The organism is Corynebacterium sp. HMSC078A10 (assembly GCF_001811565.1).
In the GTDB taxonomy this organism is placed as follows: domain Bacteria; phylum Actinomycetota; class Actinomycetes; order Mycobacteriales; family Mycobacteriaceae; genus Corynebacterium; species Corynebacterium hesseae.
This window is the reverse complement of record NZ_KV805185.1, coordinates 101636-113616: the sequence shown is the minus strand read 5'-3', so window position 1 is coordinate 113616 and position 11981 is coordinate 101636. Positions and strand designations below refer to the sequence as shown.

The window sequence follows — 11981 nt, the reverse complement described above, 5'->3', positions numbered from 1 at the left end:
GAATGGAAGTCATGACGCTGTTAGACTCCCCACCCATTTTGATCACGGGCATGTCAGGCGGTGGCCTGACGTCGGCGGCTAAAGTGCTGGAGGATAAGGGCTATTACGTAGCCCACAACATTCCGCCGAAGTCTATCGTCGACCTACTGAGGCTGTGCGCTCGGCCCGATTCCCCGGTGACAAAGATTGCCGCGGTGACCGATGTGCGTTCCCGAATGTTTCCGGGTTCTTTAGCGGAAACCTTGGAGGAACTCGAAAAGCTGGATATGAAGCCCACCCTGCTTTTCCTCGATGCGCGCGATGATGTGCTCATCCGTCGCTTCGATTCGGTGCGGCGTACCCACCCGATGCAGGAGGGCGAAACCCTCAAAGCAGGCATCCAACGAGAGCGCGCAGCGGTGCAATCAATTCGCGAGCGCGCGGACATCATCATCGATACGACCAACCTGTCCGTCCATGATCTGCGGCGCGCTATCGAAGCATCCTTCGGCGAAATGGGTCATGAGAAGCAACACGTCACGCTTGAGTCCTTCGGCTTCAAGCATGGCTCACCGCGTGATGCGGACCTTGTCGTTGATGTTCGCTTTCTTCCCAATCCCTATTGGGTACCTGAGCTGCGGGGGTACCGTGGCACCGACGAGCCAGTTGCAGATTATGTCTTGTCTCAAGAGGCGGCTGAGCCCTTTATCGAGCGGTTCATCACCATGTTTGACTCGATGCTCACCGGCTACCGCCATGAGGGGAAGAACTTCATCACCGTGGGCATCGGTTGTACCGGTGGGCACCATCGCTCGGTGGCCGTTACGGAAGAAATTGCCCGCCGCCTCAGGGACCGCGGTGACCTCGATGTGAGCACGTTGCACCGAGATATTTCTCGCGATTAGGTGCGATAAGATACATATTCATTCCCTACCTAAATAACTGAAAGCTATTATTCCCGTGACGACTCTCCCTATCCACATGGCTAGCCTGGGCGGCGGCCATGGGCTGTATCAAACTCTGCTGGCCGCACGCCGTACGGGCGCGGAGACAATCTCCGCCATCGTCACCGTGGCCGATGATGGCGGTTCCTCCGGCCGCTTACGCCGTGAGATGGACATCATCCCGCCTGGTGATTTGCGCATGGCCCTTGCCGCTCTGTCGAGCGATTCGGACGAAGGACAGCTGTGGGCTTCTACTTTGCAGCATCGATTCCAGAGCACAGGTGCCATGGCCGGGCACGCTGTGGGCAATCTCCTTATCGCCGGACTCAACGAGGTGTTGGGGGACTTCCAGGCGGCGCTCGATGCCGTTGCGCGTTTGACGGAGTCGGCCGGACGGGTGCTGCCGGCCGTCAATCTACCGCTCGAGATTGAGGCGGATGTTTCCGGGCTTGACGACGACCCCCGTATCATGCGCTCCGTGCGCGGCCAGGTCGCCGTTGCCTCAACTGTGGGGCAGGTGCGCCGCGTGCGCATCATCCCGGAGAAGCCGGAAGCTAACCCGGAAACGATCGCTGCGCTGCACGACGCGGATCTGATCACCTTGGGCCCCGGCTCGTGGTTTAGCTCCGTGCTCCCGCACGTTCTCGTTCCGGACATCGTCAACGCTATAACGTCGTCGGATGCCCTTCGCGTGGTGGTGCTCAATCTTTCCGCCGAACCAGGGGAGACCCAGGGGTTTTCTGCAGAGCGCCACCTGCACGTGCTAGCGCAGCATGCGCCAAACCTGCGGGTCGACAAAGTCATCGTCGACGGCACCGGTCTCCCCAATGAATCGGAGCGAGTCTTTGTGCAGCGCGCTGCTAGTGTGCTCGGCGCCAGCGCAGTATTTCGGGATGTCTGTCAGACGGACGCTGACGGGAACTCGCTGAACAAACACTGTCCAGACAAGCTAGCGCAGGTTCTTACCGAACTGTATGCCGAGTACGCTGCCGAACGTGGGGCGACGGCGGGTGCCCCGGGCACTCATCGGGGCTAGGCGCACGATAGACTATGGGGCATTCATTGTTCACTGCTACGTCATAGCGCACAAGTGCGGCGCGACGCGTTGCGTGCCTTCCAGAGTGAGGTCAGGCTGCGTCGTACTGCGCTACTGCCGACGTTCGCGGTGCACTGTGTCAAGAGTTGAAAGGGGAGGCACGAGGTGTCTGCGTCGTTGACCGATCAGGTCAAGGAAGAGCTTACGGCGGTGTCCGTACCGCGCCATTCCGCTCGTGCGGCGGAGGTTGCCGCAATTCTCAGGTTTGCCGGTGACCTCCACATCACCGGGGATCGAGTGATGTACGAGGTCGAATTGGAATCCCAGAGCGTGGCCAATCGTTTAGTCACCGCGCTCGATGAGCTGTACTCAATCGCGGCGAGCACCCATGTGGCGGGTCCCGCTGCATCCTCTAAGAAGAGTAGAGTGCAAGTGCGAATCACCTCCGGGGCCAAGGAGCTTACGAGGCGGCTGGGTTTGGTAACTCGTTCCGGACACCCCGTGGTGGGCCTGCCACCGCAGGTCATTTCAGGTTCTGTTGCTGATAATGAAGCGGCGTGGCGTGGAGCCTTCTTGGCTCAAGGATCATTGACAGAGCCGGGCCGCTCTTCAGCGCTCGAGGTGACGTGTCCGTGCCAGGAGGCGGCTCTCGCCCTCGTGGGCTGCGCGCGCCGTTTGGGCGTGGTGGCGAAGACCAAGGAAACACGCGGCGCCGACCGCGTCGTGGTGCGCGATGGCGACGCCATTGGCGCGTTGCTGACCCGTATGGGCGCTCAGGAGACTCGCCTGACGTGGGAAAAGAAGCGCATCCAGCGAGAGGCTCACGACACCTCTCGCCGCCTCGACAACTTTGACGATGCCAACTTGCGCCGTTCCGCTCGAGCGGCAGTAACCGCTGCGGCCCGCGTCGAGCGTGCCATGGTGATCTTGGGTGATGACGTGCCGGAGCACTTGGCTGATGCTGGCCGTCTACGTGTGCAGCACCGCGAAGCCTCCTTGGAAGAACTCGGGCGATTGGCAGATCCGCCGATGACCAAGGACGCGGTGGCTGGGCGTATTCGCCGCCTATTGTCCATGGCGGATAAACGCGCCAAGGAACTTGGTGTACCGGATACGACGAAAGCAGTGACTGAGGATCTCTTTGAGGAGTCCTAGAATCCAAACGTCTTAGTTTCCAATCCTTGCCCCAGACAGAGTCGTGGGTGCCCGTTCGGGCACTGAAAGGCTCGTCTGGGGCATTTTTCACGGTTTGAATGCCAGTACTGTTTTTGGGTTAACCCGCTTTTTTCCGGTTAAGTGAGATATCCCACCCTACAATTCCGGCACCCAACACAATCCCACATAATCGGGCATTACCGCAGGTGTCTGAACTTTGGTCCCCCACCATCCCGGTTTGAAGCCTCACTAGTGTACGCCTCTTTGTGCCGCCATGCGAGAGCTTGCAACAGGAGCTCACATGCTCACTGCGGGAAGCACAATGGGTCGGTATTATCGGCCGTGTTGGGAAAACCACCGAGCACGTCACGGAAGTGGCAGAGCAACGGTGCCGCGGAAGCGGTTTACCGCACTGCCGTTAAAGACAGAGTCTCGGAAGCCCCACAACAGAACTTCACTCGATTATTTGAGGAGACATTACAGTGACCATTCGCGTAGGTATCAACGGATTTGGCCGTATCGGCCGTAACTTCTTCCGTGCAGTTGCACAGGGCAACACCGACCTCGAGGTCGTAGCCGTCAATGACCTGACTGACAACGGCACCCTTGCCAACCTGCTTAAGTACGACTCCGTGCTGGGCCGCTTCGACGGCACCATCGAGCACGACGAGGAGTCCATCACCGTCAACGGTCACCGCATCGCTGTCTCCGCAGAGCGTGATCCGAAGAACCTGCAGTGGTCTGAGCACAACGTTGACATCGTCATCGAGTCCACCGGCTTCTTCACCGACGGTGAGGCTGCCAAGGCTCACATCGAGGCCGGTGCCAAGAAGGTCATCATCTCCGCACCGGGCAAGAACGTCGACGGCACCTTCGTCTACGGCGTCAACTCCGACAAGTACGATGCTGAGAAGCACAACGTCATCTCCGCTGCTTCCTGCACCACCAACTGCCTGGCTCCGATGGCAAAGGTCCTCAACGACAAGTTCGGCATTGAGAAGGGCCTCATGACCACCGTTCACTCCTACACCGGTGACCAGCGCCTGCAGGACGCTCCGCACCGCGACCTGCGCCGCGCCCGCGCCGCCGCCGTGAACATGGTTCCGACCTCCACCGGCGCTGCTAAGGCTGTCGCCCTGGTTCTGCCGGAGCTCGAGGGCAAGCTGGACGGCTACGCAATGCGCGTTCCGACCATCACCGGTTCCGCCACCGACCTGACCTTCGAGGCTTCCCGCGAGGTTACCGCCGAGGAGATCAACGCTGCCATCAAGGAAGCTGCTACCGGCGAATTCGGTGAGACCCTGGGCTACACCGAGGACCCGATTGTCTCCACTGACATCATCACCGACCCGCACGGCTGCATCTTCGATGCCGGCATGACCAAGGTCTCCAACGGTAACCTGGTCAAGGTACTCGGCTGGTACGACAATGAGTGGGGCTACACCAACCAGCTCGTCCGCACCACCTCCTTGGTTGCCTCCAAGCTCTAAGGATTAAATTCTTAGAATGAGCACAGTGAACCAAGCTGTGATTGCCTGCGGTAGCACCACAGGTTAGAAAACCGGCCCATGCGCCACGCCTCATGATTACGTGGCGTGCGCTGGGCCGTTATTCGTCTATCCAGAACGCACACGGCGCCCCGATCCCGCCGTGCTAGGCGTTCACCACACTTTCTAATTGAATAGCATTAACCTTTAGCTTGAATACCTACCTTTAAGGAGAACACTATGGCTTTCAAGACTGTGGACGATTTGCTTGCAGAAGGCGTTTCCGGCCGTCACATCCTTGTTCGTTCGGACTTCAACGTTCCGCTCGATGACGAGGGAAACATCACCGACTCTGGCCGTATCACCGCCTCGTTGCCGACTATCAAGGCATTGATCGAAGGCGGAGCCAAGGTCATCCTGTCCGCGCATCTGGGTCGCCCGAAGGGCGAGGCCAACCCGAAGTACTCCCTGGCACCGGTTGCTGAGGCACTGTCTGAGGCCCTGGGCCAGTACGTTGCCCTGGCCGGCGACGTCAGCGGTGAGGATGCCCATGAGCGCGCCAACGGCCTCAATGATGGCGATGTCCTGCTGCTCGAGAATGTTCGCTTCGATCCTCGCGAAACCTCCAAGGACGAGGCCGAGCGTGGGGCCTTTGCCGATGAGCTGGTTGCGCTCGCTGCGGATAACGGCGCCTTCGTTTCTGATGGCTTTGGCGTCGTCCACCGCGCACAGGCTTCGGTGTATGACGTCGCCAAGCGCCTGCCTGCCTACGCCGGCAAGCTGGTTCAGAAGGAAGTGGAGACCCTCGCAGCAGTGGCTGAGAAGCCTGAGCACCCGTACGTTGTCGTACTCGGCGGCGCTAAGGTTTCCGACAAGCTCGGTGTGATCGAAGCCCTTGCTGGCAAGGCCGACAAGGTCATCATCGGCGGCGGCATGTGCTACACGCTCCTGGCTGCAAAGGGCTACAACGTTCAGAATTCCCTGCTGCAAGAAGACCAGATCGACAACTGCAAGGAGCTGCTCGAGCGCTTCGGCGACAAGATCGTCCTGCCGGTCGACCTCGTTGCTGCAACCGAGTTCAACGCTGACGCAGAGAACAAGGTCGTTGCACTCGACGGAATTCCGGAGGGCTGGATGTCCCTCGATATTGGACCGGAGTCTGTAAAGAAGTTCGACGAGGTCATCGCTTCCTCCAAGACCGTCTTCTGGAACGGCCCGATGGGCGTGTTCGAGATGGAGGCCTTCTCCAAGGGCACCGCAGGTGTCGCTCAGTCCATCATCGACGCCACCGCGAAGAACGGCTCCTTCACCGTCGTTGGCGGTGGCGACTCCGCTGCCTCCGTCCGCCTCCTCGGCCTCGACGAAGAAGGCTTCTCCCACATTTCCACGGGCGGCGGCGCTTCCTTGGAGTTCCTGGAGGGCAAGGAGCTGCCGGGCGTTAAGGTCCTGGAATCCTAGTCATATACACCGTCAACACAGTCTGATCTAGAAAGGCTAATCATGGCACGTACCCCGCTTATTGCTGGTAACTGGAAGATGAACCTCGACCACAAGGAAGCCATCAGCTCCCTGCAGAAGTTCGCCTTCTCTCTGCCGAAGGACTACTACGAAAAGGTCGACGTGGCCTTCATGGTCCCGTTCACTGATATCCGCACTGTGCAAACGCTTGTCGACGGCGACGACCTCCAGTTCACCTATGGCGCACAGGATATTTCCAAGCACGAGTCTGGCGCCTACACCGGTGAAGTATCCGGCAAGATGCTGTCCGCCTTGGGCTGCTCGTGGGCAGTCGTAGGCCACTCCGAGCGCCGTCAGTACCATGGCGAGACCGACCAGCTCGTTGCGGAAAAGGCTGCAGCGGCGCTGGCCAACGGAATCAGCCCGATTGTGTGCGTCGGCGAACCTCTCAACGTGCGCGAGGTTGGCACTCACGTCGATTACGTGGTTACCCAGACGCGCAACTCCCTGCAGGGGCTTTCCGCAGAGGATCTTGCTAAAACCGTCATCGCATACGAGCCCGTGTGGGCAATCGGCACCGGTAAGGTTGCCTCCGCTGATGACGCACAGGAAGTGTGCGCCGCTATCCGTGAGCTCGTTCGCGAGCTGGGTGGCGATGAAGTGGCCGAAGGCATCCGCATTCTCTACGGCGGTTCCGTCAAGGTCGACTCCATCGCAGAGATCGTGGGCAAGCCTGATGTAGACGGCGGCCTCGTCGGCGGTGCATCCCTGAAGGGCGAGGAGTTTGCCAAGTTGGCGGCTAACGCTGCACAGGGCGCTTAGTTCTTCCAGCTGATCGCATCTGCACCACTCTGTCGTGGCGGGTCGGAATGGTTTCTGGCCCGCCACGTGGTGTATCATCAAGGTTTATTGCGCCCGTTCGCTGGCGCCCCTTTTCCAGCGTGAAAGTGATGCACACCTTCACGCGCCACACTAACCGTTTGAACGCGTACAACAAGGAACTATTTCATGATCTTGGCACTGGAAATCATCCTCGTGATTGCCGCAATCTTGATGTCTATCTTCGTGCTGCTGCACAAAGGTAAGGGCGGCGGCCTGTCCAGCCTCTTTGGCGGCGGCGTACAGTCCAACCTGTCTGGTTCCACCGTGGTGGAAAAGAACCTCGACCGCTATACCGTGGTCATGGTGGTCATCTGGCTCGCCTGCATCGTAGCCCTGAACCTGCTGCAGGCTTATAGCTAAAGGCCGCTGACGAGCCTCCGGCTCCGGACACGATTAACGCCGCGTGCCTCCTCACGTCGAGGGGACACGCGGCGTTATAGGTTTTCTCGGGTTGCGCGCACGCGTTGTTAGAGCTTCTGCGCGGCGTCTTCGCTCACGAAAAGCAGGGTCTCTTCTGTTCCCTGGGCGCCAGCGGCCGGCCAGTCTTCTGCGGTAGCGCCAGCAACGAGGTGTGATACCGCCTCGGCTTTTTCCTCGCCGGAGACAAGGAACCAAATGCGCTGAGAGCGGTTGATCGCGGGATAGGTTAGCGTGACACGCTCCGAAGGCGGCTTCGGGGAATCGTGGACTGCGAATGCATAGTCCGAGTCCTCGTAGACTGCCACCGAATGCGGGAAGAGGGAATTGATATGGCCTTCGTGTCCCATGCCGAGGAGATGCAGATCAAAACCCTCAGGTGCGAATTCACGAATCTCGCCTTCATAAGCCTGGGCGGCGTGTTCCATGGACACGGCGCCCAAGTCATAGCCGTGGATATGGCGCTCGGGAACGCCGACCTGGCTCAGGAGTGCTTCGCGGGCTTGGCCCTCGTTGGAATCAGGATCACTGACCGGCACGTTGCGCTCGTCGCCGAAGAAGACATGGACTCGCGTCCAGTCCACCGAGAGGGCAGGGAAGTCGGTTCCTTGCTGCTGGGCGGCGTGAGCAAGGCGAGCCAATTCGCGCAAGACACCAATGCCTGCACCGCCACCGGTGAGGACTACGCGGGCTACTCCGTCTTTGTGAAGGCCTCCGCCCGGGGCTTGAACCGCCGCAACCGTCTCAATGAAGGCGAGTGCGGCGGAGGATATGAGCTCATCGATGTCGCTAACGCGGCGAAGCGTGACCATAGTGCAGAAAGATCCTTGTGAATGCTGTGTCTAGGGGGTCTAGGGGTCTAGGTGAAAAAGAAAAGTCTACGACTACACACTGTAGTCCACTCGAGCTAAAGCGCGGAGAGAATGGGCGTATGTCTTATCTGCGTCGAGGTGGCGGAGTTCCTCTGAGAGTACTTCCGCTTCGGAACGTACGGTGAGGCTTACGAGGGACTCTGGGGAGCCGGGAACGCTGACCCTGACCGTCTCGGAATCGACAACGGTCACACTGACATCTGCAGTGGGGCGGCGGAAGACTACCGAGGAGATCGGGAAAGGACCCGCCGTGCAGTCCGAGACGGTGCGGGTGACGGGGACGGAGAGGGCGTCGAGAAGCCAGCCAGCTGCAAAGTCGACTGCAGCGTGGTGCTCAGCACCAGAAATTTCGACGGAAGTGACCGGCTCATGGGGGTGACGGTCAAGCGCCGAGGCTACGATGCCTCGCCACAGGGTAATAGCGCCCCACGACATGTCGGAATCACCAGGCGTGTAGCCCGAAGACAACACGTGCAGGTCATACTGGTCAACGCCGCTGCCGAAAGCCACGTTCGTAATGCGGCGTTGGGCGAGTGCGCCGATGGGCACCGCGGCTGGTGACGGCGGGCACGCGGTGGGCCACCATGCCACGATTGGGGTATCGGGAAGAAGAAGGGGAGTAACCACGGACTCCGCTTGGTCCGCTAGCGCGCCGTGCAGGTGCATCACGACGATTTCGGAAGCGCCCGCTTCGCCGCCCACGCGCAGCTCGGCGTCGAGCCGCGTCTCTTCCTCCAAGGAACCTGTGGCAATCACGATGACGCGAGAAGGGTGCTCGTGGGAGGCATCACGAACCGAGGCGAGAAGGTTGTCTAGGTCATCGCCCTCCTCAGTCATGACGATGAGGGTGAGGACGCGGCCTGTCGTGAGCGTGTAATGCTCCTGCATTTCCACGAGCTTCTTGGAGATCTTGCGCGTAGTCGTATCGGGCAAGGGGATAATCATTAAGCCATTCCTCCTAGGGACCTACGGACGACGCCAGGAATGTCCCCGGCGGCGCAGCATTTTATCGGCAGACTCCGGTCCCCACGTGCCGGCGCGGTATTGCTCCGGCTGACCAATGTTGGACCAGTATTCAATGATGGGATCGAGGATGGACCAAGACAACTCAACCTCTTCATTGGTGGGGAAGAGGGAAGACTCGTCAAGGAGGGCGTCGAGAATCAGGCGCTCATAGGCCTCGGGAGATTCCTCCGTAAAGGCCTCGGCATACGCGAAGTCCATGTTGACATCACGGACCTCCATCGTGGATCCGGGGACTTTGGAACCAAAGCGCATGGTGACGCCCTCATCTGGCTGAACGCGGATCACCACGGCATTCTGGCCTAGAGCCTCAGCTTGGCCTTGATCAAAAGGCTGGTGGGGTGCTGTCTTAAACACGAGCGCAATTTCAGTCACACGGCGGCCTAGGCGTTTGCCAGTGCGCAGGTAGAAAGGAACGCCCGCCCAGCGGCGGGAATTGACCTCAAGAGTGCAGGCTGCATAGGTTTCCGTCGTGGATTCCGGATCAAAACCCTCTTCCTCCCGGAGGCCTTTGACATATTGCGATCCCTGCCAGCCGGCGGAGTATTGGCCACGCGCAGTGGTCTTGTTCAGCGGATGCACGGCGTTGGTGGCTCGCAGCACCTTAATCTTTTCCGCCTGAAGAGCCTCGGGGTCGAAGGAGGAGGGCTCCTCCATTGCTACGAGAGCAAGCAATTGGAGGAGGTGGTTTTGGATGACGTCGCGCGCGGCGCCGATGCCGTCATAATAGCCGGCACGCCCGCCCAGCCCGATGTCCTCAGCCATCGTGATCTGCACGTGATCGATGTAATGCGCATTCCACATTGGCTCGAAAATCTGGTTGGCAAAGCGCAGGGCCATGATGTTTTGGACCGTTTCCTTGCCCAGGTAATGGTCGATGCGGAAAACCGAGGACTCAGGGAAGACGGCGTTGACAATCTCGTTGAGCTCGCGCGCGGAAGCCTGATCGTGTCCGAATGGCTTTTCAATGATGACGCGGCGCCAGGAATTATCCGTGCTATCGGCCATACCGACGCGCTCAAGCTGGTGGCAAATATCGGAGAAAAACTCCGGCGGTACCGAAAGATAGTAGGCCCAGTTTCCACCCGTGCCGCGGGAGTCATTGAGCTCCGCCAGCCGCGCAGAAAGCTTGTCAAAGCCGGCGTCATCGAAGTTGCCCTGCACAAACTCGATTCCCTTGGCAAGGTGCTCCCACACATGCTGGTTGAAGGTGGTTCGCGCACCTGCTTCGGCGGCCTCGCGGACATAGTCACAGAATGCCTGCTTGTCCCAGTCGCGACGGCCGTAGCCGACCAAAGTGAAGCCTGCCGGAAGCAATCCGCGGTTGGCCAAGTCGTAGATGGCGGGGAGGAGCTTCTTGCGCGCCAAGTCACCCGTGACGCCGAAAATCACCATGCCAGAGGGGCCGGCGATGCGTGGCAGGCGCTTATCCTTCGAGTTGCGCAACGGGTTGACCCACGCGCTGCTAGTGCTCACTAAGTGTCCTTTCGGTCTGTGTGAGGTAAGTCCAACAGCCCAGCATAGCGACACGCGCCCCGCCGACCATAGTTGCATGGCCATTTGCGGTGCGCGCGGCGATTGTAGGCGGTCAAGAATTCACGTTCGATTAGGAGAGGCGATCAGTCATGGAGGCAAGCAATTCCTCCCAGGCGTTGACGAACTTGTCGACGCCCTCCTTCTCCAGCACAGCAAAAACATCGTCGAAGTCGATGCCGACTGCCTTCAGTTGTGACCACACGTTCTCTGCCTGCTCAGCAGAGTCACTGAGAGCGTCGCCGTGCAGGTTGCCCTGTTCGAGAACGGCATCGATGGTTTTCTCCGGCATTGTGTTGACGGTATCTGGGCCAGCTAGCTCGGAGACGTACAGCGTGGCGGGGTAGTCGGGGTTCTTGACGCCCGTCGAGGCCCACAGGGGGCGCTGCGGGTGTGCACCAGACGGCAGGTGTGCGCCTGGCTCCTTGAATTCCTTGAGGAACAGGGCATAGGCACGCTGGGCGTTGGCAACCCCGGCCTTTCCACGCAGTGCGAGGGCCTCCTCAGTGCCGATCAGCTCGAGGCGCTTGTCCACTTCGGTATCCAGGCGGGAGACGAAGAAGGATGCCACGGAATGAATCGTGGAGACGTCCTTGCCAGCCTCGGCAGCGCGCTTGATTCCCTCCTTGTACGCAGCGATGACGTGGGCATAACGCTCTACGGAGAAGATTAGGGTGACGTTGACGGAGATACCTTCCGCAAGCGCCTCGGTGATGGCTGGTAGGGAGCCTTCCGTAGCCGGAATCTTGATCATGAGGTTGGGGCGGTCAACCTTGGCCCACAATTCGCGCGCCTGCTTCAAGGTTGCGTCTGCATCGGCGGAGATGCGTGGGTCAACCTCGATGGAGACGCGGCCGTCGCGCCCGCCCGACTTCTCGTAAATCTCAGTGAAGATATCGCATGCGTTGCGGACATCGTCGATTGCCAGCGAGTACACCGCCTCATCTGCGGCAGCGGACTTTTCCTTCAGCGCTGCGATGTCGGCGTCATAGGAGGTGCCGGAGGACATTGCCGCGGCAAAGATGGCTGGGTTCGTGGTGACGCCCACGATGGACTTGGTGTCCAAGAGCTCACGAAGATTGCCGGAGTCTAGGCGCTCGCGGGAAAGATCGTCGAGCCAGGTCGACGTCCCGAGGCGAGCCAATTCATCAATATGCGTCATGGTGTTGTGCAGATCCTTTCGTGGTGAGAACTC

The 11981-nt window shown here is 59.8% G+C and carries 11 protein-coding genes; 7 read left to right on the top strand and 4 right to left on the bottom strand.

All coding sequences use genetic code 11. The features are described from left to right. The first annotated feature begins 2 nt into the window (after positions 1–2). The 7 genes from rapZ to secG all read left to right on the top strand — a co-directional run bounded on the left by rapZ (position 3) and on the right by secG (position 7301). Positions 3–884, top strand: a complete 882-nt coding sequence (gene rapZ / locus HMPREF2808_RS02390; protein WP_070524299.1) for an RNase adapter RapZ — start codon at positions 3–5, stop codon at positions 882–884. 76 nt (positions 885–960) lie between these two features. Then, positions 961–1959 (top strand): gluconeogenesis factor YvcK family protein, encoded by a 999-nt coding sequence (gene yvcK / locus HMPREF2808_RS02385; RefSeq protein WP_070564442.1) that lies wholly within the window; start codon positions 961–963, stop codon positions 1957–1959. 165 nt (positions 1960–2124) lie between these two features. Next, a complete protein-coding gene (gene whiA, locus HMPREF2808_RS02380; protein ID WP_070623485.1) occupies positions 2125–3114 on the top strand; it encodes a DNA-binding protein WhiA in 990 nt (329 codons plus the stop codon). 482 nt (positions 3115–3596) lie between these two features. Beyond that, a complete protein-coding gene (gene gap, locus HMPREF2808_RS02375; protein WP_070623482.1) occupies positions 3597–4604 on the top strand; it encodes a type I glyceraldehyde-3-phosphate dehydrogenase in 1008 nt (335 codons plus the stop codon). Between the two features lie 237 nt (positions 4605–4841). Beyond that, positions 4842–6059: a phosphoglycerate kinase gene (pgk, locus tag HMPREF2808_RS02370; protein ID WP_070623479.1), complete on the top strand. Its 1218-nt coding sequence runs from the start codon at positions 4842–4844 to the stop codon at positions 6057–6059. A 42-nt stretch (positions 6060–6101) separates the two neighbouring features. Beyond that, positions 6102–6881 carry a triose-phosphate isomerase gene (tpiA, locus tag HMPREF2808_RS02365; protein ID WP_070623476.1) on the top strand — a complete coding sequence of 260 codons (780 nt, stop codon included), beginning with the start codon at positions 6102–6104 and terminating at the stop codon, positions 6879–6881. A 186-nt stretch (positions 6882–7067) separates the two neighbouring features. Beyond that, positions 7068–7301, top strand: a complete 234-nt coding sequence (secG, locus tag HMPREF2808_RS02360; RefSeq protein WP_070524288.1) for a preprotein translocase subunit SecG — start codon at positions 7068–7070, stop codon at positions 7299–7301. Between the two features lie 107 nt (positions 7302–7408). On the opposite strand, the gene pgl is transcribed toward secG, so the two are convergent. The 4 genes from pgl to tal form a co-directional block, all read right to left on the bottom strand. Continuing rightward, positions 7409–8170 (bottom strand): 6-phosphogluconolactonase, encoded by a 762-nt coding sequence (gene pgl, locus HMPREF2808_RS02355; protein ID WP_070623473.1) that lies wholly within the window; start codon positions 8168–8170, stop codon positions 7409–7411. A gap of 72 nt (positions 8171–8242) precedes the next feature. After that, entirely contained in the window at positions 8243–9175 is a 933-nt protein-coding gene (locus tag HMPREF2808_RS02350; protein WP_070564456.1) for a glucose-6-phosphate dehydrogenase assembly protein OpcA, read from the bottom strand. A 21-nt stretch (positions 9176–9196) separates the two neighbouring features. Further along, positions 9197–10729 carry a glucose-6-phosphate dehydrogenase gene (zwf, locus tag HMPREF2808_RS02345; protein WP_083303832.1) on the bottom strand — a complete coding sequence of 511 codons (1533 nt, stop codon included), beginning with the start codon at positions 10727–10729 and terminating at the stop codon, positions 9197–9199. A gap of 130 nt (positions 10730–10859) precedes the next feature. Beyond that, positions 10860–11948, bottom strand: coding sequence for a transaldolase (tal, locus tag HMPREF2808_RS02340; protein ID WP_070623470.1), 1089 nt, complete (start codon positions 11946–11948; stop codon positions 10860–10862). Positions 11949–11981: the final 33 nt, after the last annotated feature.

Excerpts from the sequence above, each read along its gene's own strand:
- rapZ (WP_070524299.1), top strand. The coding sequence starts at position 3 with ATGGAAGTCATGACGCTGTTAGACTCCCCACCCATTTTGATCACGGGC.
- yvcK (WP_070564442.1), top strand. The coding sequence starts at position 961 with ATGGCTAGCCTGGGCGGCGGCCATGGGCTGTATCAAACTCTGCTGGCC.
- pgk (WP_070623479.1), top strand. The coding sequence starts at position 4,842 with ATGGCTTTCAAGACTGTGGACGATTTGCTTGCAGAAGGCGTTTCCGGC.
- tpiA (WP_070623476.1), top strand. The coding sequence starts at position 6,102 with ATGGCACGTACCCCGCTTATTGCTGGTAACTGGAAGATGAACCTCGAC.
- secG (WP_070524288.1), top strand. The coding sequence starts at position 7,068 with ATGATCTTGGCACTGGAAATCATCCTCGTGATTGCCGCAATCTTGATG.
- pgl (WP_070623473.1), bottom strand. The coding sequence starts at position 8,170 with ATGGTCACGCTTCGCCGCGTTAGCGACATCGATGAGCTCATATCCTCC.
- HMPREF2808_RS02350 (WP_070564456.1), bottom strand. The coding sequence starts at position 9,175 with ATGATTATCCCCTTGCCCGATACGACTACGCGCAAGATCTCCAAGAAG.
- tal (WP_070623470.1), bottom strand. The coding sequence starts at position 11,948 with ATGACGCATATTGATGAATTGGCTCGCCTCGGGACGTCGACCTGGCTC.